Annotated in this window: 23 protein-coding genes; 11 read left to right on the top strand and 12 right to left on the bottom strand. The window is 43.5% G+C overall.

Annotation, left to right across the window (positions count from 1 at the left end):
- Positions 1–247: 247 nt before the first annotated feature.
- From AB4135_RS13475 to AB4135_RS13465, 3 genes are all read right to left on the bottom strand, one after another.
- On the bottom strand, positions 248–709 hold the full coding sequence (locus tag AB4135_RS13475) for a flavodoxin (RefSeq protein WP_371993630.1): 462 nt from the start codon (positions 707–709) through the stop codon (positions 248–250).
- Positions 710–985: 276 nt separating this feature from the next.
- Positions 986–1822, bottom strand: coding sequence for a tRNA pseudouridine(65) synthase TruC (gene truC, locus AB4135_RS13470; protein WP_371993628.1), 837 nt, complete (start codon positions 1820–1822; stop codon positions 986–988).
- Positions 1819–2160, bottom strand: a complete 342-nt coding sequence (locus AB4135_RS13465; RefSeq protein ID WP_371993626.1) for a YqcC family protein — start codon at positions 2158–2160, stop codon at positions 1819–1821. The genes truC and AB4135_RS13465 overlap by 4 nt, the downstream gene beginning before the upstream one ends.
- 124 nt (positions 2161–2284) lie before the next feature.
- Here AB4135_RS13465 and AB4135_RS13460 point away from each other — a divergent pair, with 124 nt between their 5' ends.
- Together AB4135_RS13460 and AB4135_RS13455 are read left to right on the top strand one after the other, a co-directional pair.
- On the top strand, positions 2285–3298 hold the full coding sequence (locus tag AB4135_RS13460) for a DUF3549 family protein (protein WP_371993624.1): 1014 nt from the start codon (positions 2285–2287) through the stop codon (positions 3296–3298).
- Complete coding sequence (locus AB4135_RS13455) at positions 3295–3693, top strand: DUF3301 domain-containing protein (RefSeq protein WP_371993623.1); 399 nt, start codon at positions 3295–3297, stop codon at positions 3691–3693. Before AB4135_RS13460 ends, AB4135_RS13455 begins: the two co-directional genes overlap by 4 nt.
- A 746-nt stretch (positions 3694–4439) precedes the next feature.
- Here the strand turns inward: AB4135_RS13455 and AB4135_RS13450 are convergent.
- Both AB4135_RS13450 and AB4135_RS13445 read right to left on the bottom strand, forming a co-directional pair.
- A complete protein-coding gene (locus tag AB4135_RS13450) occupies positions 4440–5132 on the bottom strand; it encodes an SDR family oxidoreductase (RefSeq protein ID WP_371993621.1) in 693 nt (230 codons plus the stop codon).
- A 131-nt stretch (positions 5133–5263) separates the two neighbouring features.
- Positions 5264–6430 carry an MFS transporter gene (locus tag AB4135_RS13445; protein WP_029235440.1) on the bottom strand — a complete coding sequence of 389 codons (1167 nt, stop codon included), beginning with the start codon at positions 6428–6430 and terminating at the stop codon, positions 5264–5266.
- A gap of 190 nt (positions 6431–6620) precedes the next feature.
- Between AB4135_RS13445 and AB4135_RS13440 the strand changes: the two genes are divergently transcribed.
- From AB4135_RS13440 to AB4135_RS13425, 4 genes are all read left to right on the top strand, one after another.
- Complete coding sequence (locus AB4135_RS13440; RefSeq protein ID WP_371993619.1) at positions 6621–7502, top strand: LysR substrate-binding domain-containing protein; 882 nt, start codon at positions 6621–6623, stop codon at positions 7500–7502.
- A gap of 115 nt (positions 7503–7617) precedes the next feature.
- Complete coding sequence (locus AB4135_RS13435) at positions 7618–8715, top strand: alkene reductase (RefSeq protein WP_017062692.1); 1098 nt, start codon at positions 7618–7620, stop codon at positions 8713–8715.
- A 10-nt stretch (positions 8716–8725) separates the two neighbouring features.
- Entirely contained in the window at positions 8726–9814 is a 1089-nt protein-coding gene (locus tag AB4135_RS13430) for an alkene reductase (RefSeq protein ID WP_371993617.1), read from the top strand.
- A gap of 68 nt (positions 9815–9882) precedes the next feature.
- Positions 9883–10824 carry a zinc-binding dehydrogenase gene (locus tag AB4135_RS13425; protein ID WP_371993615.1) on the top strand — a complete coding sequence of 314 codons (942 nt, stop codon included), beginning with the start codon at positions 9883–9885 and terminating at the stop codon, positions 10822–10824.
- Positions 10825–12516: 1692 nt separating this feature from the next.
- Here the strand turns inward: AB4135_RS13425 and AB4135_RS13420 are convergent.
- Both AB4135_RS13420 and AB4135_RS13415 read right to left on the bottom strand, forming a co-directional pair.
- Positions 12517–12822, bottom strand: coding sequence for an Mpo1-like protein (locus AB4135_RS13420; RefSeq protein WP_371993613.1), 306 nt, complete (start codon positions 12820–12822; stop codon positions 12517–12519).
- Positions 12815–13453, bottom strand: coding sequence for a GNAT family N-acetyltransferase (locus AB4135_RS13415; RefSeq protein ID WP_371993612.1), 639 nt, complete (start codon positions 13451–13453; stop codon positions 12815–12817). The genes AB4135_RS13420 and AB4135_RS13415 overlap by 8 nt, the downstream gene beginning before the upstream one ends.
- A gap of 472 nt (positions 13454–13925) precedes the next feature.
- Here AB4135_RS13415 and AB4135_RS13410 point away from each other — a divergent pair, with 472 nt between their 5' ends.
- The gene (locus AB4135_RS13410; RefSeq protein ID WP_371993610.1) at positions 13926–14156 is read left to right on the top strand and encodes a DUF2789 domain-containing protein; all 231 of its coding nucleotides are present in this window, start codon (positions 13926–13928) and stop codon (positions 14154–14156) included.
- A gap of 17 nt (positions 14157–14173) precedes the next feature.
- Here the strand turns inward: AB4135_RS13410 and AB4135_RS13405 are convergent, their stop codons facing one another.
- Positions 14174–14545 (bottom strand): DUF3192 domain-containing protein, encoded by a 372-nt coding sequence (locus AB4135_RS13405; RefSeq protein WP_371993608.1) that lies wholly within the window; start codon positions 14543–14545, stop codon positions 14174–14176.
- Positions 14546–14694: 149 nt separating this feature from the next.
- Here AB4135_RS13405 and AB4135_RS13400 point away from each other — a divergent pair, with 149 nt between their 5' ends.
- Both AB4135_RS13400 and AB4135_RS13395 read left to right on the top strand, forming a co-directional pair.
- The gene (locus AB4135_RS13400) at positions 14695–15045 is read left to right on the top strand and encodes a hypothetical protein (RefSeq protein WP_371993606.1); all 351 of its coding nucleotides are present in this window, start codon (positions 14695–14697) and stop codon (positions 15043–15045) included.
- 5 nt (positions 15046–15050) lie between these two features.
- Positions 15051–15824, top strand: coding sequence for a Zn-ribbon-containing protein (locus AB4135_RS13395; RefSeq protein WP_371993605.1), 774 nt, complete (start codon positions 15051–15053; stop codon positions 15822–15824).
- A gap of 63 nt (positions 15825–15887) precedes the next feature.
- On the opposite strand, the gene syd is transcribed toward AB4135_RS13395, so the two are convergent.
- Entirely contained in the window at positions 15888–16535 is a 648-nt protein-coding gene (syd, locus tag AB4135_RS13390) for a SecY-interacting protein (protein WP_371993603.1), read from the bottom strand.
- A gap of 59 nt (positions 16536–16594) precedes the next feature.
- Between syd and queF the strand changes: the two genes are divergently transcribed.
- Complete coding sequence (gene queF / locus AB4135_RS13385) at positions 16595–17452, top strand: NADPH-dependent 7-cyano-7-deazaguanine reductase QueF (protein WP_371993601.1); 858 nt, start codon at positions 16595–16597, stop codon at positions 17450–17452.
- Between the two features lie 40 nt (positions 17453–17492).
- On the opposite strand, the gene AB4135_RS13380 is transcribed toward queF, so the two are convergent.
- Positions 17493–18407 (bottom strand): LysR family transcriptional regulator, encoded by a 915-nt coding sequence (locus tag AB4135_RS13380; protein WP_371993599.1) that lies wholly within the window; start codon positions 18405–18407, stop codon positions 17493–17495.
- A gap of 150 nt (positions 18408–18557) precedes the next feature.
- Between AB4135_RS13380 and AB4135_RS13375 the strand changes: the two genes are divergently transcribed.
- Positions 18558–20555 carry an alkyl/aryl-sulfatase gene (locus AB4135_RS13375; protein WP_371993597.1) on the top strand — a complete coding sequence of 666 codons (1998 nt, stop codon included), beginning with the start codon at positions 18558–18560 and terminating at the stop codon, positions 20553–20555.
- Between the two features lie 75 nt (positions 20556–20630).
- Here AB4135_RS13375 and AB4135_RS13370 read toward each other — a convergent pair whose 3' ends face one another.
- A complete protein-coding gene (locus tag AB4135_RS13370; protein ID WP_371993595.1) occupies positions 20631–21521 on the bottom strand; it encodes a 4'-phosphopantetheinyl transferase superfamily protein in 891 nt (296 codons plus the stop codon).
- Positions 21522–21703: 182 nt separating this feature from the next.
- On the bottom strand, positions 21704–23737 hold the full coding sequence (gene fusA, locus AB4135_RS13365; protein WP_371993593.1) for an elongation factor G: 2034 nt from the start codon (positions 23735–23737) through the stop codon (positions 21704–21706).
- Positions 23738–23977: the final 240 nt, after the last annotated feature.

Here is a 23977-nt window from a genome sequence, read left to right as displayed (position 1 = left end):
GCCATTAAAACAAAGCGATAAAAGTACGACATAGCAGAGTTAGTTGGATAGTTGAGATAGCAGAGATAGTTGAGATAGTTGAGATAGTTGAGATAGTTGAGATGACTTAACGCTCTGTATCTACAGTGAATCACATCGGCGCAAAAATCTAAAATGCAAATAGTGGTTTATAGCAGCAAAACGAAAGACCGTTGTCATGGCAATAACAAGGCTGAATATCGCTCTATTCAGCCTCAAATAAACAAACTTAGGCAGCTAATTCGTTATCAAGCGCATTCCAACTTGGTAGCCATGCTAATGCTTCAACTTCAGGCTCCATCGTCTCACCAGCATCGATTTTTAAAAAATCGCCTAAGCGTTTAGCACCCAACTCTTCAAATAAGTTCGCTAACTGCTCTGCTGCGCCACAGAAGGTTTCGTAACTAGAGTCACCAAGGCCAATAATACCGAATTTAAGCTCTGGCAGATAAGGCGCTTTTGACTGCATATCATAAAACCATGTCTGAATATCATCAGGTAGATCGCCCTGCCCTGTAGTAGAGCACACCATTAACAGCAACTCATCCTGAGGCGGTACAAAGCCGACAAGCTCATCACTTTGATATAAAACGGCTTCTCGTCCTAGATCTGTTAAAGCTTGTTGCAGAGTCTCTGCAACGTATTGCGCGCCACCATAAACTGTTCCAAAAACTAGATTCACTTTTTTCATGTTTTACTTCGCCTAAAAGTCATTTAGTTATATCCTTAACATACTGTATCGATGAACATTGCTGCAAGCCCTGCCGCAATTAAAAGTGAATGTACGAGGATAAGCCTTAATGAAACACTCTTGCAGACAAAAGCACCGAAAACACCTCAATCGATCAGCTCATATCAGAAGAATGTGCTATTTCCATACAGTACAATGCTTAAGAACTTCATTACCCGCTAATGATAGCTTACAGGTGAATGCCAGCAAATTAACTGGCACCACAAAAGCAACGTCTTAATCAGCAGCTATTTGATAGCTATTGTTGGATCCCGATAACGTATCCTCGCCCCATCCAAGCTCATCAAACAGTGTAAGCCACTCTTGCTCAAGTTCGGTTTCAACCGCGACTCTTTCACCTGTTCTTGGGTGATTAAAGCTGAGTTTTTTAGCAATCAACCACAATCTGTTTATGCCAAAATGTTCTCTAAAGAATTTATTTTGCTTGCCATCACCATGGGTTGTGTCGCCAAGGATTGGATGACGCAGGTGCGCCATGTGACGACGTAACTGATGCTTACGGCCAGTATGTGGTGATAGATGCACTAGTGCGTAGCGACTGGTTGCATAGCGCCCCGATGCATAAGGGATTTCGCTGTTAAGCAGCGGTTTATAGGAAGTCACAGCATCCTGAGCCGCCTTATTCGGGTCGACATCTTTATCCGCTACATCATCCAGCTCCTCTTTAAGCGCATAATCTAGTGTCGCGGCTTCGTGCATATTGCCACGCACGATTGCGAGGTATTCTTTATCAATCGAGTGGGAGGCAAACTGTTCACATAGAGCATTTGCCATTTCACTGCTTTTAGCAAATAACAAAATACCAGAAGTCGGTCTGTCTAAGCGGTGCACAGGGAATACATGACAACCCACTTTGTCACGGGTTAATTGCATCGCGAAAAAGCGCTCTCGCCTCGCCAAGTAGCTTCTATGAACCAGCAGGCCTGCGGGCTTATGAATAGCAACAACATCATCATCTTCAAACAAGATTTCGATATGAGGAGCAACCTCATCCGTTAGCAATTGCTCTGCAACCGTTTCGCTATCAACTGTTTGTTTTGTTTCATCAGTCATTCAATAATCTCTTTTGTCACGTCGTTACCGTTTAGCAAGGAGTCTATAGCCTGGATTAAACCAACTAAAGTTTGGTACTTCGTTTCGCCTTGCCAAACATGTTGCGCCATTGGTGCAATGGATATCGCATTTGGCAGCGATAAGTTACTGTCAAGGATAGTGTGCATCTTGGGTAAAAAAATAAACTGTAACCACTGCTCAAATGGCATCACATCACAGGAAAAAGGAGCGCTGCTAGTCAGAGCCTCTTTTGTTGGTGACTCAATACTCAATAAGTTTTGCGCTGCTAATTCCGCCTCTAATGCGACTAACAACTCTCGTGTTTTAACCGTTATCACAGATAAGGCTCCACAGAAATGTGTACGGGGCTATGCCTAGCATAGGAAATTTAGCTCGCGATGATACCATCTAGGTCGACTTATCCCTATAATACGCCCTAATTCACCGACACTCGATAACGATATGACAGAAATAACGACCCTCAGCCAATTCTTAAAAACCGCTAACACTCAGTTCCAAGTTTATGATTTGGGCCGTAGAGTACAACATATCGATATGATGGCTTTTCACCAGATAGAGGAGCTGCTCACGCCGTATCCCTCTCCCATTCAAGGCCATGCACAGTTTGCTATCGTTTTTTGGGATGCCAGCCAACAGCATTATATTTGGTTCATTAAGTTAGCATTGGATGAGCGCGGTTTGCTTTCACCAGCGCCAAGATTACAGTTCATCAAGATGATCATTGAAGCCTTAGGCAGAGATCCAACTCAACCTCTAACAGAGCAACAGCAAGAGCAACTGGCAAACCACCCATTTAACTTTAAGCCAACTCAAGAAAAGTTAGCCGTATTTAACGCATTAGTGCGTAAGCAACTTGGCGAAAAAGCATCAGCACAATATGAGTTTGCTTACCAATATATGTCAGGACAACATCCTACAGACCAATGGCAAAACATTGGTATGCAGGGGATTGCTGATGTTTGCGTAAGAGCTAATGAGCTTGACCATCAACAACATATCAATGCCAGTTTTGAAAATGCAGCAACCGAAGTGCAAGTAGCGATGTGTCAGTGCCTAGAGCACCTCAATATTGACGATAATCTCGCCGCCCTTGTGTTCGATAAGCTTATTGCTGCGTCAGCAGAGCAGCAAGCTTATTTGTTAAGAGCGCTAGCCTCACATACAGAGCAAAGCCAAAAAGCGATTGCACATCTTGATTCTATCGACGGCTTGTCTGCCGACATACTGATCACCATTGCAGCACGTAACTGGTCTGCACTAAAAGATGAGCAAACTCTCAGTATCTATCTAGAAGCGCTTGCGAAACAAGAACAACACTTCTTTAACCAGATTTTTGCTGATATTGTGGCTATACCATTAATTCGCACGCAACTGCTTACTCAACTGCGAAACCCGAACCGAAGTGCAGAACTTTCTGCAGCTATTGGCGGCCTATTTAAGGTAATGAAAGCATGATGACAGATTTTCTATTAATCGTAGCGGTAGTGGTTATCGCTGCATTTTTTTGGCAATTAAGACAAATGGCGGAAATGAGCCGTGTTTTTGCCACCAAAGAGTGCCAGAAGCAAAAAGTACAACTGCTTGCTATCGCGCAAGAAACCGCAAAGCCAAGTCTTGGTGGCAGTACCGGGCTGACTTGGAAAGTAAAATACCTATTTGAATTCAGCACCGACGGTATTAACCAATACAGTGGCAGCTTATGGATGCATGGTAAGAAGATTCAAAAAGTGCAGTGGCCTATCTTCCCTGAGCCAGAATGGCACGATGCGCCAGAGTCCCGCGGTTCCGTTGGCGGTGGTTGTGGCGGTGGACGCGGTAAGAGTAATTGCAGTTCAGGTGGTTGTAAGTAACCGTAATTGCCAAGGCTTTATCAGCCTTTGAATACTTAACCATTTGGTTAATCGCATATCCCTATATGAGCCAGTAGCGATACTGGCTCATTTCATTTTTGTTGAATGTTGGCACCCATGCCTCGCTTACGCGGTTCGTCTTCATTGAGTTCGACCACTTCAGAGGGGAATAGGAGTTTTCTGCTAGTTTTGTAACCCACTTTTCCCCAAAGTTAATCGGCCTTTGAATGAAGACTGATTACATTTTTAACTGGTGTTACCAAACAACCTGTTTGAACTTGTGATCTCAAGGCTATTAATCGCCTCCAGCGGGGTATGTGCAGACACTGGTTAACTGGTGTTTCAATTTATACCCTTGCGATTTGATGCTTAACGCGGAAATGTCCCATTTCGCGTTAACCTATTGACTCTGCATGAGTTCTAGTCTGCAAGTTTTCCATAGGTTCTTTAATGTGCTTAGACTTATTTTCGCTTATATAGTGACTGATAATGAAATACTTAGAACCCTAAAATGTTAGCCCTTCATCAGGCTTAATACGCAAAGCTCCCCAAAAACACAACTTGGTATTAGAAGCTTTAATGAATCAAAGGCATTCATCGTCTTCCCACGCCCAGTCCATTAGGGATATATCACAGGAGGCTTTTGCATATACCACCCGAACAAAGCCATAATGAAGAGCGTTAACATCATGATGATGAATAGCATTGTGTCGCCTCAAAACTGGGAAATGACGTAAATAACCGATTTACCATGGCAGTTGAGTGCCATCGTAAACAAAAAATGAGCCAGAGTGTTTCACTTCGAGGTTATCAATAACATTGATTATCCCTGCTACACTTTGTGCTGTAGTGATCTTTCCATTAGCTCCCCCCATATCGGTTTGCACCCAGCCCGGATGAATTGCCATGGTTTTTACCCCAGAGCCCGATAACTCACACGCCAATGATTTAATAATCTGATTAAGTGCTACTTTTGATGCTCGATAGCTGTATCGGCCTCCTGAGCGGTTATCATCAATGCTGGCAAGTATAGAAGTCATCCCGACTATGGTTTTATCTTGGCCTGCTAGAATATTATTAAGCAAAGCTTGTGTAATCAACATCGGTGCGATGGTATTGACCTTTAACACCTCTAGCCATCCTTGCTGATCCATATTGCCTAAGTTGTCACATCCTTCACCACTTACCCCAGCATTATGAATAAGTACGTCAATAGGTTGATCTTTAAACACCTCAGTTAAAGCGAGAATATCTGTTTCATTACTAACATCTAGTGCATAAGGGCGAATGCTTGAATACTGTTGTGCTAACAGGGTTAACTCATGCGCTGAATCAATATCGCGACAGCAAGCGATGACCTTGTAATGTCGCTGTGCATATTGCTTTGCAAGCTCTAATCCTAAGCCACGATTAGCTCCAGTAATAAAAACGGTTTTCATTGAGTGCCTCTTATCAGTTTCAATCTTGTCTAATACCAATCAATATAAGTTGCGAAAAGCTGGCCAATGCTGCTGCATTGACCAGCTCTAAGGGTAAAAGTCGTGTTTATTTCATTAATACATTTTTACCATTAACTTTCTGCACGCTTATCAAGACGGCCACTAAAGCGGGTCAAAGCAAGCGCTATCAGTACAACTACTGCACCTACCCAAGGTGTATGCATTAAGCCTGCTTCAGCGACAACCATCCCTCCGCCCCATGAACCAAGTGCAATACCAACGTTAAAGGCGGCAATGTTTAAACCGGAAGCAACATCCACTGCATCTGGTGTATATTTTTCAGCAAGTTTCACTACATATACTTGTAAACCTGGAACATTACCGAATGCAAATGCCCCCCAAACTAAAATCGTGGCTACCGCGGCAATAGGGTTAACGGCGGTAAAATTGAACACGATAAGCACAGCTGCAAGACCAGTAAAAATAATGCTAAGGGCTTTTATTGGGCCCATTTTATCGGCCATTTTTCCGCCCCAAATATTACCAATCGCAACTGAGACTCCATAAACCAACATAATTAAACTAATTGCATTCGCACTAAAGCCAGTTTCTTGCTGCAAAATAGGAGCAAGGAAAGTGAATGCTGTAAAAGTGCCGCCATAACCCAGTGCAGTAATCGCATAAACCAGTAATAATCTAGGTTGAGTTAATACCTTAAGCTGCGATGAAAGCTTAGCTGCAGCAGGTTGTTTTAAGTTATTTGGTACTAAGAAAGCACTACCAATTAATGCGATTAAACCTAATAGCGCAACAACTAAGAAGGTTGATTGCCAGCCAAAGGTTTGACCTATGTATGTCCCAAGCGGCACGCCTGTGACTAACGCCACGGTTAAACCAGTGAACATAATCGCAATGGCGCTGGCGGCTTTTTCTTTTGGTACCAGACCGGTAGCAATGGTTGAACCAATGGAGAAAAATACACCATGGGCTAAACCTGTCAAAATACGAGCGATAATCAGGGTGTTATATCCAGGTGCTTGCCATGCAACTAAGTTACCGACAACAAACAGTGACATGACGGTAATCAATACGTGTTTACGATTCCACTTTCCTGTTAAAGCCGTTAAAACCGGGGCGCCAATGGCAACACCAAGTGCATAAAGGCTGACCAGCAAGCCTGCTGAAGGCAGTGATATATTTAGGTCGGAGGCCATGGTCGGGAGTAGCCCCACGATCACAAACTCCGTTGTTCCAATAGCAAAGGCGCTGAGCGTCAATGCAAGAAGTGCTAAAGGCATAATATTTACTCTCTGTTGTTTGAAAATGACCAGCAATAGCCGATGTATTGGTCGCTATGCCGTCGCGTTGTTAATTGATGGGGGGCATTTTGCATTAAAGATGTTTTGTGAAAAACAGAGGTTTTTACAAATGATATTTGTTATAAATGCAATAAAGCTGATGAGAGAGTGGTAAAAAAGAGGGAATAGCATGCGAACAAAATCTGATGATTTAGCCATTTTACTAGCTGTAGTCGATACCGGAGGTTTTTCAGCGGCAGCAGAGAGCCTAGATATCCAAGTCGCGCGAGTATCCAGAGCGGTCAGTAAAGTGGAGAGTCAACTTGGGGTCACTATTTTAAACCGAACCACTAGACGTATTGAATTAACCGATGAAGGACGCCAGTTCATTGACTCTGTGCGGGTGGGATTAATGCAATTACAGCAGGCGGAAGAAGATATTATTTCCCGTGGGGAATTGCCCAAAGGCCGTTTACGTGTCGACGCGGCTAGTCCGTTTGTGTTTCATCAACTGGTGCCATTGGTGCAGTCATTTAATCAAGCCTATCCCGATATTGAGCTAGAAATAACTTCCAATGAAGGCATTGTGGATTTACTAGAAAAGAAAACCGATTTAGCAATCCGTATTGGTACCTTGAGCGATTCAACGCTACATGCTCGGTCGCTGGGTCGAAGCCCCTTGTATATTGTGGCTTCACCAGAATATATCTCAAAACGCGGGCTCCCCACTAAAAGCAGCGATCTTGCTCAGCATGATATCATTGGATTTGTCGCCCCCAAAATTTTGAATGACTGGCCTTTAAAAGGGTTTACCCAACTAGACGCTTTGATGTCATCAAGTAATGGCGAAACCATTCGACAAATTGTGTTGGCAGGAAATGGCATTGCATGTCTATCAGGGTTTATGGTGAATAAAGATATTGCCGAAGGACGTTTAATCTCGCTGTTGGAGAGCGAAAAAATCAGTCATCCACGAAGAGAACAAGTCAACGCTGTGTATTATAAGACTTCTTCTGTGGCCAAGCGGATCTCCGCTTTTATTGATTTTATTAAGCCAAAGCTAACCCTGTAACCCGCTTAAACAAGCTGATTGTTGCAATTTATACAAATATTATTTGCCTTTATTGCTATAAATGATTGGTGACTCATTTGCTAGTATGCCCCTATCAAATGAAGAGGGCTCAACAATGTCACTATCACTATTTAAACCATTCACATTGGGTGGACTCACACTCAAAAACCGCATTGTCATGCCACCGATGACGCGTTCAAGAGCCAGTCAGCCTGGTGATGTCGCAAATGACATGATGGCAACCTATTACGCTCAGCGTGCCAGTGCAGGATTGATTGTGTCTGAAGGTACGCAAATTTCAGCGACGGCAAAAGGCTATGCATGGACCCCAGGTATTTACACACCTGAGCAAATTGCTGGTTGGCGTAAAGTGACAGACGCTGTGCATGCCAAACAAGGCGCTATTTTCGCGCAGCTTTGGCATGTGGGAAGAGTCACTCACCCAGATAACATCGGTGGTAAGCAACCGATTTCTTCCTCCGCATTAAAAGCGGAAAACGTCAAAGTATTCGTTGATAATGGCAGTGATGAACCTGGTTTTGTTGACGTCGTTCAGCCTAGAGCGATGACAAAAGCCGATATTCAGCAAGTGATCGAAGATTACCGTCAAGCCGCATTGAATGCCATTGAGGCAGGCTTTGATGGCATTGAACTGCATGCCGCTAATGGTTATTTAATTAACCAATTTATTGATTCGGAGGCGAATGATCGCACTGATGAGTACGGTGGATGTCTTGAAAACCGTCTTCGTTTTCTTGATGAAGTTGTTACTGCAATGGTCGATGCCATTGGCGCTGATCGCGTTGGTGTGCGCTTGGCACCTTTAACAACCCTCAATGGTACTGTTGATGCTAACCCTATTGAGACTTATACCGCTGCCGCAGCGTTACTCAATAAACATCATATCGTGTACCTACATATTGCTGAAGTCGATTGGGATGATGCACCAGATACACCCGTCTCATTCAAACGTGCAATGCGCAATGCTTTTCAAGGCGTGCTGATCTACGCAGGTCGTTATAATGCGGAAAAAGCAAAGCAAGCTATTGATGACGGACTGGCTGATATGATCGGCTTTGGTCGACCTTTTGTGGCGAATCCCGATCTTCCTGAACGTCTACTTCACGGCTACCCATTGGCAGAGCATGATCCAAACACCTTGTTTGGTGGTGGTGAGAAAGGTCTGATTGATTATCCAACGTATAAAGCTTAAGGGGGTAAGTATGTTTAAGGTATTTAAAGGTCACGGACTTGAGACTAGAAACCGTATCGCGATGGCGCCGATGACTCGTTCACGCACGTCTCAACCTGGTGATGTACCAAACGAGATGATGGCAACCTACTACCGTCAGCGTGCCAGTGCTGGACTCATTGTATCAGAGGGCACCCCGATCTCAGCGGCTGCACGAGGTTATTCGATGACTCCGGGCATTTATACCCCAGAGCACATCGAAGGCTGGAAAAAAACCACCCAAGCTGTGCATCAAGAAGGCGGGAAAATATTTACTCAACTTTGGCATGTGGGGCGACGCAGTCATTCTGATATTTCAGGTACTAAGCCGTTAGCCCCATCAGCGATTAAAATCCCAGATCAAGTATTTGGCCCACTAGCTGAAGGTGGCTTTGGGATGATTGAAACTGAAACGCCACGGGAGATGACGCTGCAAGACATTAAGAGCACGATTGCGGATTTTGTACAAGCGGGCAAAAACGCCATTGAAGCTGGTTTTGATGGCGTGGAAATTCATGCTGCGCATGGTTACTTGTTTGATACCTTTTTACGCTTAGAAAGCAACCAAAGAAGTGATCAATATGGTGGCAGCCAAGAGAATCGTATGCGCTTTCTGGTTGATACCTTACAAGCACTTACTGACGAAATTGGTGGGGAAAGAGTTGCGGTTCATCTGTCTCCTCATATCGGAGAGGGTTTTGCTGGGGATGATGTTGAAATTGTTCCGCTAACGTTAGCATTGCTGGAAAAACTACAACCGATGAACCTTGCGTATGTGCATTTTTCAGAAAACATATCACGCTATGTAGAGGTACCTGAAGAGTTTCGCCAACAAGTTCGCCGAATATACTCAAACCCAATCATGGTTGCTGGAAAGCTGACCAAGCAATCAGCGCAACAGTTACTCGACAAGCAGTATGCTGATTTCGTTGCCTTTGGTACCCCTTTTGTAACGAACCCAGATTTAGTCGCCCGTTTGGCCAATGATAACCCACTGGCCGAGTTTGATGCTGACGCAAGACTCACCTTGTATGGTGGCGGAGCCGAAGGCTACATCGATTATCCTACTTATCAGGCATAGCAAAACTAGGCATCAAGGACTAACCACTCCTTGGTGCCTTCTCCTTTCTTTAAGCAAACGAGAATGCGATGGAACCCTATCAAATTTGGCAATATCAAACAGAGACACACAGTGTTATTTTAGGTAAGGCTGAAATACCAGCTTTAGATGACAATGAAATCTTAGTACAAAACAAAGCGATTGGTATAAACCCTGTCGATTGGAAATTTATTAAAGCCAATCCTCTAAATTGGCCGAATGGTCATGTTCCTGGTGTTGATGGTGCAGGCGTCATCGTACACGTAGGCTCTAAAGTTGACACCAGTCTCATTGGGCGTCGAGTGGCGTATCATGGCTCACTAAATCGCCATGGTAGCTATGCTGAATATACCGTTTTGAATGCTGAGCGAGTGATGACGCTGCCTGAGAGCCTATCATTTGAACTTGCAGCAGCGCTACCTTGCCCGATGCTTACCGCATGGCAAGCATTTGAAAAAATTCCATTAACCCGACAAAGAGAAGTGCTTGTCGTTGGTTTTGGCGCGGTGAATAATTTATTATCCCAGTTCCTTCTCGATGCGGGTTATATCGTTGATGTTGTCTCAGCGAGTCTGAGCGAAGAGCGAGCCCAAAAGCTAGGTATTCGCCAAGTTTATCGAGAACAATCTCAAATCGACATGCAATACTTCGCCATTTTTGATGCCGTGAGTGGCGAAAATGCCGCCCATTTAGTACCACTGTTAAGAGCGAATGGACATATTGTCTGCATTCAAGATCGTATTGCTAAACCCATTGACCCGCCATTTACTCGCACTATTTCTTACCACGAAATAGCCCTTGGCGCGTTACATGATTTTGGTGATAAACAAGATTGGCATGCATTAATGCAAAATGGTGAAGCGTTACTTGAACGAATTACTAAAAGTGATGTTGTAATTAGTGCGCCCATCATATTCAATTTTGCAGACATGCCTGAGGCATTGACACATAGTGAATTTACAAAACTAAAAACTGTAATTACATTGAGTTAAACCGCACTATTTATATTTTTACTGGGAGCCACCATAGCTGACACCCTACACTTAACTTGGCTTAACTTGGCTTGGCTAGTTGTTCTTATCGTTGATGATGAGCAAAACTTATCTCTAGGACATGGACAAAAATCATAAAAGTAAAGGGGTCGGAGCTAATTAGAGAAACAACCATACTTTGTCTAATCAAAAACTCATGAGCTAGAGCAGATTTTCTAGCTCATTTATGCCCAAAAACGAGTTAACGACTACCATGGGCTTGCTAGGTATTCATCTGGGTTGGGCTGTGCAAGCTTCTAAATCAAGGATGATTTAGCAGCGCCTATAGGGATATATTCACGGCGACTTGCAAAAGGTCAATGCAGCTGAATGGCGCTTGAGTAAAGGCTAAAGGGTAAATCCAGCGTCTATTATTGAATCATAACCAAAGAAAAAGCGCGGCCCCAGAGGAGACGCGCCTTCGCTATTTCTTTGTAAGCTCATCCTGCTATTTTAATGCTCCTTGCACCATCCATGCGTAACTTGGCTCCCTGCCTATCCATATATCCATTTTTCCTTGTACCTTACGGTACTCATCCCTGTCTCTTAGTAATCCATTTACTAAGCTTGCTCATCCTGAGCGTGTCCAATATCATCCTTGAGAGTCCATTCACTAACTATCCGTAGCATTCTACCTTCCGAGGTAGTAAACCTTCCGTCCTGGATTGTTTTACCGCTCCTTGGTCGTTATGGCAATCAATCCTTGAAAGCCCGTCCATGATAGTTATCCATATTAAGTGCGAATCCTTCGTCACTTTTTAGATCTTCCTAATCTGTGAATCCTTTCCACATGCGTCCTTGCACAATCAAATAATAAGTCAAAATCGAATAAATGTTAGCTAAAGATCGATGATTTAACATTCGTTCACATTAGACATACACCAGTAAAAAAACCTAAGATCATGATTACTAGGTGATTTTACATTCTTCATGCTAAATAACGGCAACTTAAAGCCCTTATTTCGCACGAAGCTGTAAGAGATCTCTCACATGGAATCGAGCAAATCATCAAACGATATATTTAGCTAAAAGAAAGGGCGCACCTTTCGGTGCGCCCAGATCTAGCTTCTTTTAGCTTTCCCGCTATATATGTGCTCCCTGCATCATCCTTGCTTAACGTGCGTCCTGCATCTTCCTTGTAAGTCCATTTATATCCTTGTACACATGGTACAAAATCCATTTATCAGCTTATCCTAAGCTAAATTCCTCATCCTGAGGTTGTCCTGGTTGCTTCCTGCAAATTCCTAACTCGTTAATAAGTATATGGTTAATAATCAAGCCCTACAAAGGCGACAACTAATCAAACATCGCCAATATTAAACTAACTTATCCTTAAGTTAGTGGCTTAACATACTTATTAACTAATATGATTAAATCTAACAAGCGACACGCAAACCGCAGCTTATACCGAGTAAAGTCACAGCGTTGTTTCTCGCGATTTCTTAAGCTAAGTATATCTATCGATTAAGCAAAAAAGGCGCTTTCGCAATTCCCCCTCAAAGCTGTAACATTATTGCAGCAAATGGTTTTCATGGTAATCTCATGATTTAAAAGAAGTAAATTAGACATAAGGGGTTGTATCAACATTAATTTCATAGGATTTCCCACAGTAAAGTAAGAGATCTCTTACAACAATGAGAAACTAAACGGAGATCACATTTTAATTTTTCTACGGATAGCAGCAAAATACATAACCCAATCAGCCAGTAAGCTATACAAAGGGTACTCAAATGTCGCAGGCCTATTTTTTTCAAATACAAAATGCCCGAGCCAGGCGAATCCATAACCTATAACCGGAAGCGACAAAAGTAGCAGCCATTGGCCTGAGTAAAGTACAATCGCCAGCATAAAAATAACCAGAGAACTACCGATATAATGCAAAGCTCGGCAAATATTATTTTGATGCTGCGAAAGATAGAATGGATAAAACTCAGCAAAACTATTAAACCGCTTAATCATTGTTTTGGCCTCGATAGAACATCAACTCTCCAGCCACGTTGCCTATTTCTAGCTCCTCTAGTTTTTCAAAGCCGTGGTTGGCGAATAACTTATTATGGCCAGCATCACTAACAAATACACCGACACCATCGAGATGCGGTTGCTCATCACACCAACTTAGTACCGTTTTAACAAGCTGGCTGCCATACCCTTTCCCCTGTTCATTAGTTGAAACAGCAATAAATTGAATTATCCCACAGTTAGCATTTGGTAAGCTTTCGACTATCTGATGCTCTTTTTTGATCCAAGCTTGAGTTGATTGCCAGCCAGCACTAATCAGCATTTTTAAACGCCAATGCCAGTAACGCGCTTCTCCAAGTGGTACTTGTTGAGTCGCAATGCAGGCGACTCCAATGAGTCGTTCATCTGAAAATATACCTATCAATCCCTGCTCTTGTTGCCACAGTTCATTTAATTCTTCACGAATTGCACCGCGCAATTTTTGCTCATACTGAGCAGTATCATTGCGATATAGAGCATCCATAAAGAAAGGGTCATCGTGATATGCATTATAAAGAATAGAAGCGGCGACTCTTAAATCTTCAGCTGTTAGATATACAGCACGGCACTCTTCCATGGCTTGATTTTCCATTGTTATTTTCCTAGATCGAGATCACACAATACCAATGTATCAATCTTTACGAAAAGTGCAATTATTAATCAAAGCAAACATTAACAGCCAATCTTTAACGCTAATGCTTTAGCTTTACATGATAAAACAGTGACTAGTGCTGTTAACCTTTCGGGCTAGGTTTTTGTTCGTATTCAATGCTTTTAGGGCAAGGCTTGAGCGATGCTGCATCACTCGCTAAGTAAGAAGCTCGTCACGCAGTGATAAGAGTGTTGAAGCGAACCTTAAGAGCCACACTTCTTGGCTATTTTCTTGGTTTAGAAAATGCAAAATCACATAGCCTCCACCTTGTTAAAACAACCAATAAACTGGCGTAAAAACAACCATCAAAGATCGCCCCGCCCTAGCTAAAACAATTGAACCGGTTTGAAACAGCAGATATATGAGGTTTGAGCCATACTATAGCCAAGCACTTTTCAACGGAGATAACGGCATGGATACCACCCAGGGAGATCTCAAACATCTATTTCAACAATTAGGTTTGCAAAGTGATGGTAATTCCATTGAGGGATTTGTTAGAAAGCATCAATTACCAGAGGGGCAGCTTATTCAACAAGCTGATTTTTGGAACGAATCACAACGACACTTTTTGGCAGAAGCATTGGCAGAAGATGCCCAGTGGTCTGATGTTATTGACCATCTGGACACCTTATTAAGAAAGTAATTTGGCGGGAGTAACGCTTAAATTTTACTGTAAGCCATCTCACCCCAGCCTACTACTGCATTATTGCTAATGACGACTGGAGTACATTCGTCTTTAGTCGTTTTGCCGTCGCCTTTTAAACGTTGAGTTCGGTAAAACAATACGTGCACTTCTTTATCTTGTTGAACATAGGCTTCATTAAAATCGGCAGTGCCCATAAGCGTCGTCACTTGGTCTTTAGACATACCCAAAGAAACCTTAGCTAGATTGCCACGGTTAGTTTCTTGTGTTTTCTGCCAAGAACCGTTGCTATCCCAATCTGATTCACCATCGCCAACATTGATCACGCAGCCAGTTAGCCCTATGCTTGCAATCCCAAAAAACGCTAAACTTAATAAATTTTTTTTCACTTTAACTTCCTGTATTTATTTTGATTTTATAATCTTCAATAAAGCAAACAGTGTGCCAATAGTTAAGTGGTTGTTTTAAAGCAATTTAGCTAACTCATGTTAGCCCGTTTAACTAAATAGACTAATAAGAGTAAGGAATTTAACCAACGATGAGCCCACTAGACCAAGTACTCTACGCCGCAAAGCAGCTTAGTGATGAAGGTAAAAACCCTACTCTAGCGTTAATAAAAACCAAATTAGGGATCAGCGTGGCGATGCCAATCTTGATCCAAGGTCTGCAACAGTACAAATCGATGAGCGATGCTGACAAAGCCAGTATCAAAACAACCGCACAAATCAATGCAGCCGCACAAGAAAATCTGCAGCAGCAATCTACTGACGATAAACATAGAGTGGAAAAATTGGAGCAAGAGCTTGTGCTACTTAAAACTGAGCTTAAAGCTGTAATGCAAAGATTGACCATACTTGAATCGGCTGCCAAAAAAACCTGTGAGAAATAAAGACAATGCACGTCATTGAATTAAGATTTGAATGTTTCGACAACACCACCATTACAGCAGCAGAAAAAGCGATTAATGGGTTACTAGAGGCTTACCGAGCAAATGGTCAAATACTTGGTCGTGAATTTGCCGTGGCCTTTAATGATGGTGAGTTTAAAGCTCGCTTGTTAACTCCGGAGAAAAGCAGTCTTGCAAAGCGTTATAACAGTCCGTGGGTTGAAAAGACGCTCACTGAACTGACAGACGCTAAACTGCTTGCCCCACGAGAAAAGTATATTGGTCAGGATATTAACTCGGAAGTTTCGAGCCAAGAAGCGCCAAGCTGGCAACTACTTTATACCAGCTATGTGCATATGTGCTCACCGCTGAGAAATGGCGATACACTGCAGCCTATACCACTTTATCAAATACCAGCTACTGCCAATGGCGATCATAAACGCATGATCCGCTGGCAGACCGAATGGCAAGCATGTGATGAATTACAGATGGCAGCTGCGACAAAGGCAGAATTCGCCGCATTGGAAGAGTTAACAAGTCATCAGAGCGATCTGTTTAGACGAGGCTGGGATCTGCGCGGCAGAGTCGAGTATCTAACCAAGATCCCAACTTACTATTATCTCTATCGCGTGGGCGGTGAAAGCCTCGCCAATGAGAAAAAGCGCTGTTGTCCAAAGTGTGGCAGTAATCAATGGCTGCTTGATGAGCCATTACTAGATATGTTTCATTTTCGCTGCGACACATGCCGCATCGTATCGAATATCTCTTGGGATCATCTGTAATACGGTCCAAATAAAAAAGCCTGAATAAACATGTTATTCAGGCTTTTTTATTGAAGCAAGGGATTACTTCCCCAGCAAATTACGCCACATAATCTTCATTCGCTGCCAGATCCCCGGATGATCATAGGCGGGGATCACTTCCTCCACCAATTTAACCGGTGGCGTAACACGCGGGCTGATCTCGCTGATAAATCTGTTTAAAGAGTCCGCTAACTTAAGACTTTGTACTTGACCGGCAACTTCTACCCAAACGCTGCCATCAGCATTGTTTACCGTGATCATCTTGTCTTCATCATCAAATACACCAATAAACCAAGTAGGCTCCTGTTTAAGCTTCTTTTTCATCATTAGATGACCAATCATATTTTGCTGCAGATGCTCAAAATCACTTTGGCTCCATGCTTGCAACAGCTCTCCAGTACCCCATTGTGAATCAAACATCAGTGATGCAGCAAAGTGAGAACCATAAAAGCCATTTATATCGTCATGTAAAGACAGCTCTAGCGCATGCTCAACATTATCAAATCGTCCTGCATCAACTCGAACAACGCTGTTCCATTGCAGCGCCTCTTCGGTTTCAACGTCAACGTCACCCACAATACACTCAGACGCTTGCTGCTGGGCGTAATATCTAGGGTGTTCACCTAGTGTATCTAAGTAAGCTTGTTGATAGTCGTTTAAAAAAATATCCAGAGCAGGTAAAGAAGACACTTAAGCCGATCCCAAAATCAGTTATAATAAGGGTCTATTTTGACATGGAAACCGTATTGATGACAAAACATCATGATCCCTATAGTGACGCAGCCGAACTTTCACAACTAACATTAGGCAAGTCGACTAGCTACCAAGAGCAGTATGATGCTTCTTTACTACAGGGCGTGCCGCGCAAATTGAACCGTGATGCAATTGGACTTACCAATGATTTGCCCTTTCATGGCTGTGATATTTGGACCGGCTATGAACTGTCTTGGCTCAATGCCAAGGGTAAACCAATGGTGGCTATTGCAGAATTCAGTTTAGATTATCAAAGCGCTAATTTAATTGAGTCAAAATCGTTTAAGCTGTACTTAAACAGCTTTAACCAAACTAAATTTGATGATGTACAAGCGGTGCAATCGACCTTAAGAAATGACCTATGCGAATGCGCACAGGGTGAGGTCAGCGTTAAAGTCATTGAGCCTAAGCAGTTTAGCCACCAACGTATTGTAGACCTGCCAGGAACCTGTATCGATGATCTCGATATCGAAGTCAATGATTATAGCTTTAACCCTGATTACTTAGTCGACAGTGTTGATGAAAAAGTGATGGTCGCTGAAACATTGACCTCAAACCTACTCAAGTCAAACTGCTTAATCACCTCTCAACCCGATTGGGGCACGGTAATGATCCGTTACCAAGGACCTAAAATTAACCGAGAAAAACTGCTGCGCTACTTGATCTCATTTAGGCAGCACAATGAGTTTCATGAACAGTGCGTCGAGCGTATTTTTGTTGATTTGAAACGTTTCTGCCAATGTGCAAAGCTTACGGTTTACGCACGATATACTCGTCGTGGCGGCTTAGATATCAACCCCTATCGTAGTGACTTTGAAAAACCTGCCGATAATCATCGTCTCGCCAGACAGTAAATTCCCCCTAACAAAAAGCCGAGCCGATGAGCTCGGTTTTTTATAGCTCTAATGTTTGGACAAGTTCAGTGATCTGCTCTCGTAACCAAGCATTCGCACTATTGCGTTGCAATTTTTTACTCCAGATTAAGTGATACTCAATCGGCCGAGTGTCAAACGGTAAAGGATACTGCGCCAAATTAAATAGCTGCGCATATTCTTTAAGGTAGCGAGAAGATCCCACAGAGATAGCATCAGTTTTAGATGTCGTCGCCAACATACTTAATAGCGAAGATTGCTCACTATAGGTTTTACGCTGCGGTAAAGCCGTTTCACTATACAGCTCGGTGATAGCAAGATTTGAGCGGCGCATCTTAAACACCACATGCTTCTCAGAGAAGTAGGCTTCAGAACTCAACGGTCCTTGTATTCTCGGGTGCGCTTTTCTCGCCACGCAAACCAGTTTATCTTGCATTAAAAAGCTGATGCTCAATGATGACGGTATTTGGCTCATTACATCTATTGCCAGATCCACTCGTTCAAACTGCAGATCCGCCTGCAGTTGCTCTTCATTTGAAGGGGGTTCTTTAAATACAATATCGACTGCAAGCCCTGCGGTTAACTTATCAATAGGCGCTTGTAGCAACTGCATAACCACTTCGTTGGCATACACCTGAAACTCTCGTGAGTGTAATGTAGGGTCAAATTGATCCATCGCTGCGACTACATCATCAATAGCATTAAAGTGACTATCCAGCTGATGGTACAAGTTATGCCCAGCAGAAGTCGCTTCCACCCCTCTACCTACCCGAATAAACAGTTCGTCACCCAGCTGCTTTTTCAAACGGTTTATCGCATTGCTCACTGAAGATTGTGTTAAATCAAGTTGCTCAGCAGCACGACTAAATGAACCACAGCGATACACCGCAAGAAATACCGGAAATAGATTCAGATCAAATTGGTTAGTTTGTGGCATTGGCCTCACTACTATTTACAGTGTGAATATTAAGTTTCAATCTAGCGATAATTACTAAATAACACAAGCACTCTACACTAGCCTCAATTCAATTTGTATTGACTCGGTTCTAGCTCAAATCCTGTTTAGAGCCATTTTTGAGGAAACACCATGAAACTTTCAGCCGTTACTCTCGCCATCATCAGTACCGTCACCCTTGGCTTGTCATCGACAACTTACGCAGCACAACATGAACATGACCATATAACCGTTCACTATGAAGGCAAGGCCGCGACCCAGCATACAGCGGAGCATAACCAAGCTATTGCTGAAACGCTTAACTTTGCTGACACCAAGGCTTTTGAGCAATCCTCAAAAAACCTTGTTGCCAAGTTTGATCAAGCGACTGCCGATATACTTAGGGCTGAGTTCGCTTTTATCATCGAGCAAACACCGGACTCAGTCAACCCGTCGCTTTATCGTCAAGCACAGCTAAATATGGTGCCAAATGGCTTATACAAAGTGTCGGATGGGATCTATCAAGTACGTGGCACAGACTTATCTAACTTAACCTTAATAAAGGGTGAAACGGGCTGGATCGCCTACGATGTGTTGCTCACCAAGGAAGCCTCTAAAGCATCTCTTAGCTTTGCACTTAAAAACCTACCAGAAGGCAGCGAGCTCCCGGTTGTGGCAATGATTTATTCTCACAGCCACGCCGATCACTTTGGTGGTGCCCGCGGTATTCAGGAGATGTTCCCTGACGTCAAAGTCTATGGCTCACACAACATTACTAAAGAGATAGTTGATGAAAACGTGCTTGCAGGTAATGCAATGAGCCGCCGTGCAGCTTATCAATACGGTGCAACATTAGGTAAGCATAACCACGGAATTGTTGATGCCGCGCTTGGTAAAGGTCTCTCAAAAGGCGAGATCACTTATGTGGCTCCAGATTACACCTTAAACGGTGAAGGAAAATGGGAAACCATTGAAATCGATGGCCTAGAAATGGTGTTTATGGATGCCTCAGGCACTGAAGCTGAATCTGAAATGATCACTTATATTCCGTCTAAAAAGGCGCTTTGGACCGGTGAACTGACTTATCAGGGAATGCACAACATCTACACACTACGCGGTGCTAAGGTACGTGATGCGTTAAAATGGTCTAAGGATATCAACGAGATGATCGGTGCTTTTGGCACTGATGTTGAAGTACTGTTTGCCTCTCATTCAGCGCCGGTTTGGGGCAATAAGGATATTAATCAGTTTTTACGTCTGCAACGTGACAACTATGGATTGGTTCACAATCAAACCCTCAGACTGGCTAATAGTGGCGTCGGGATCCAAGACATTGGTGATGCAATTCAAGACACTATTCCTGAAGCGGTATATAAGGCTTGGCATACCAATGGTTACCACGGCACTTATAGCCATAATGCCAAAGCCGTTTATAACAAGTATTTGGGCTATTTCGACATGAACCCAGCCAACTTAAACCCGCTACCGACAAAGCTTGAATCGGCTAAATTTGTCGAATACATGGGTGGTGCCGATGAGGCTTTAAAGCGCGCTAAAGCAGACTTTGCTCAAGGTGAATATCGCTTTGTCGCCACAGCACTAAATAAGGTGGTAATGGCTGAGCCAACTAACGATGCTGCGCGGCAACTATTGGCGGATACCTATGAGCAGTTAGGCTATCAGTCAGAAGGTGCGGGCTGGAGAAATATCTACTTAACTGGCGCACAAGAGTTACGTGTTGGGATTCAAAAAGGCGCACCTAAAACCGCTTCTGCTGATGTGATCAGTGAAATGGATATGCCAACCTTGTTTGACTTCCTCGCGGTTAAAATAGATAGCCAGCAAGCCGCTAAACACGGCTTAGTGAAAATGAACATCATCACGCCTGATACTAAGCAAGTACTCTACATTGAACTGAGTAATGGTAACTTAAGCAACAGTCTGGTTGACAGTGAGCAAACTGCAGATGCGAACCTTATTGTTAACAAGGCTGACGTTACCCAAATATTACTCGGGAAGACCACCCTTAAAGCTTTACTAGCAGCGGGTGATGCTAAAATTACTGGCGACAAAACAGCCTTTAGCAAGATAGCAGGCAGTATGGTGGAGTTTGACCCTGCATTTGAAATCGTGCCAACACCAAAATCATAAACGCTTAACCAAAAGAACCATAAGCTAGATATGAACAAAGGGACGCTCAATGCGTCCCTTTTCTATTGTTACTGATTATGAATAAGTTAAAACCAATGTGTTAATACAGCTCATCTGCGCCTGATACTCTATAGAGTCTGCGACAATAGCCTGTCCATCTATACTAATCGCAAAACGGTATTCGTCATTTAAATGACCTAAAGCACAGTGCCAAGTATCAGCTTCACTCGCTGACAAAACGTTAGCATGTGTGACACCAATTGGCTTATCAGCACCGAGTTTGGTGTTATCACTGTTTGAACTTTGCTTAGCAAAAAACTGTAACCCGACTTGCTGCTTAAACAGCATCTGCTCAGTAAAGCCTGTTTGTTGTAACTCTGGTGGCGTCTTCTCGCTCGATTGCAAAATTAAAGTGCTTTGCTTCATAACAGAGAGATCAAACCCAAATGATTTTAACGACAACGCTAAGCCTAAACCCTTAGCTTTAATATAGGACTCTTTCAGTGCCCAAAGATCAAAGAATCTATCACGCTGCCGTTCGCTAGGCAGTGCAAGTAAGGCAGTAGTCTCAGGCTCAGAAAAGTAATGGTTTAGTATAGAGTGAATATTGGTACGACTGCGGCAACGCTCAATATCAACACCCAACTCCAACGGCAGCATCCCCAGTGGTTGTTGGTAAATAGCCAGCAACAGCCAGTCGCCACTATGGCTTAAATTAAAATCGATGCCACTGAGTGCAAACTGCGCCGGCGTTAAACGCGGCTTGCCCTTTTCACCGTATTCAAATTGCCATTCGTTTGGTTTAAGTGTGCCATGCTGCGACAATATAGCCCGCAGATAACCACGTACCATTAATCCTTGCACTTGAGCCGATTGCTGAATATAACGATCCACCTTATCTATCTCATCTTGTGGCAACCAACCACGGATAGTTATCGCGACGTTATCGTCCAGAGATGAAGGCAATAACGGACAAAAATAAAGTTTGATACTCGATGACGATGAGGTAGGCAATGACAAGGCGGACTCGAAACAGTGGCTTATTCGCTTATTGTGGCCTCTTTTCCCCTAAAACAACAGAGGGGCAAGCTCAAATAATCTAAGCTCGCCCCGCTAACGCTAATATATCCCGACTCATTTTCCCTCTGTTAATCAGTTAGCAGCAACTCCTTAAATGCCTTATTGGGAATGACCCCATAGCGGCTAAAGCTCATTGAAAATACCCCATCTCCACCTGTCATTGATTTAAGCCGAGTCGAGTAATCGCCGACGTTGGCCAATGGTGCCTCCACGTTAACTTCAACCCTGCCAGTCGCTTTTGCCTCAGTACCACAGATGATCCCACGCGAGGCACTGATGTCTCCAGTTATCTCTCCCACTTGGCTTTGTTCAACCGAGATCTGCATATCTACGATAGGCTCTAACACCACTGGCTCAGCCAATGCTACCGCGTCCTGAAATGCTTTTTTACCCGCCATCACAAATGCAATCTCTTTTGAGTCCACACTATGGTGCTTTCCATCAAGCACAGTAACTTTGATGTCCTGCATTGGGAAACCAGCCAATGTGCCTGCTAACATTGCGTCACGCACGCCTTTCTCAACCGCAGGAATGTATTGGCTCGGTACCGCCCCTCCAACCACTTTGCTGACAAATTCAAAACCTTGACCTCGCGGTAGCGGCTCGACTTTAAGCTCAACTTCACCAAACTGGCCCGAACCACCGGATTGCTTTTTATGGCGAAAACGTGCGCTTGCCTCAGTCTGTATAGTTTCTCTATAGGCCACTGCAGGTGCCTCGGTGTCCATATCAACATTAAATAAGGTTTGTGCTTTTTCCAGCGCGATTTGCAGGTGTAGATCCCCCTGCCCCTTTAAAATAGTTTGCCCTTTAGCCTCACTGCGGTTGATCTCAAGACTTGGGTCTTCAGCCACCAGCTTATGCAACACTTCGGAGATTTTTTGCTCATCTCCGCGGCGCTTTGGTGATACCGCAAGGCCAAAAATCGGCTGTGGCAAGTTAATTTCTGGCAGATGAAACTCATCTTCATCATGGCTATCATGCAGCACTGCACCGACTTCAAGTTCATCAATCTTGGCAATAACGCAGATGTCGCCAGGAATAGCCTGGCTAACATCGATGAGTTTATCCCCTTGCAATTTGGCCAAGTGAGCCACCTTAAACGCCTTACGCTCACGGCCAATGAATAGCTTCATGCCAATATTAAGGGTGCCTTGGTAAAGTCTAAATACGCCCATTCGACCAAAAAATGGATCGATTGAGACTCTAAATACATGAGCAAGTACGTGGTCTGTTGGACTTTGACTAACATCTATCGGTAACGCATCCTGATCAAAGCCTTTAACAAACTGTGGTGGATTGGCTTCCAGTGGGCTTGGCATCAGCTTCACTAATAATTCTAATAAAGCAGCAATTCCCATATCATTCTCGGCACTGGTAAAACAAACCGGCACTAGATGCCCCATTCGCAGTGCAGCTTCCAGCGGCGCATGGAGCTGTTCAGGGCTTAGAGACTCTCCTTGCTCTAGATACAGCTCCATCAATTGTTCATCTTCTTCCAGCACCGTATCAACTAACTCGTCACGTGCATTCCCGACACCAATAAATGCAGCGTCTGTCTGTTCATCGCAGTGAAGATAGCAGTCAACCACATCATCCATGCCACTATTTGGTAAATTAACCGGTAAACAACGGTGACCAAACTGTTGCTGTATATTTTCCAGTAGCGGTGCAAGTCCAGCTTCGTTGCCATCAATATGGTTTATTGCTATCAGGACCGCCTTACCTTGGCTGCGCGCTGCAGCAAACGCTCGCTTAGTGACGGATTCAATACCCACTCCAGCATGAATCACTAGCAACACTGACTCGACACCTGGCAATGGCAGCAATGCTCGTCCAAAAAAGTCTGGTAGACCAGGGGTGTCGATTAGATTGATATGGTGATTTGCAAAATCTAGATTTAAAAACGAGGGTTCTAAGCTGTGGCGGTGAGATTTTTCTTGGGCAGTGAAATCAGCATGATTTGTGCCCTTATCCACCCTGCCTTTTAAATTAATTGCTTTCGCGCGAAACAATAGCGCCTCTAATAAAGAGGATTTTCCTGATCCTGTATGCCCGAGCACAGCCAAATTGCGGATCTGCTCAGTATTGAACTCAGCCATAACGGCCTCCTTTGTCACATTATTAAACTTACGTATATCAATAAGACAATTTTTATGGAGCTGTTAACAACGAGTATAGACTTGTGATAAAGCGCAATATTTGACCTAGATCACGCTTTACTTTGCCAACGTTAGTTACTACACAAAATAACACTTTAGCTTACACTTGTTCACTGAATCTGGTCATATCAGCGATTATTAAGTCCCAGGTGATTGTATTGCTCCAAAAGCTGATGTAGT

The sequence above is a fragment of the Shewanella sp. 10N.286.54.B9 genome, from assembly GCF_041468565.1.
In the GTDB taxonomy this organism is placed as follows: Bacteria; Pseudomonadota; Gammaproteobacteria; order Enterobacterales; family Shewanellaceae; genus Shewanella.
Note: the sequence above shows the minus strand (reverse complement) of the source record. Positions and strands in the feature narration are given on the sequence as shown.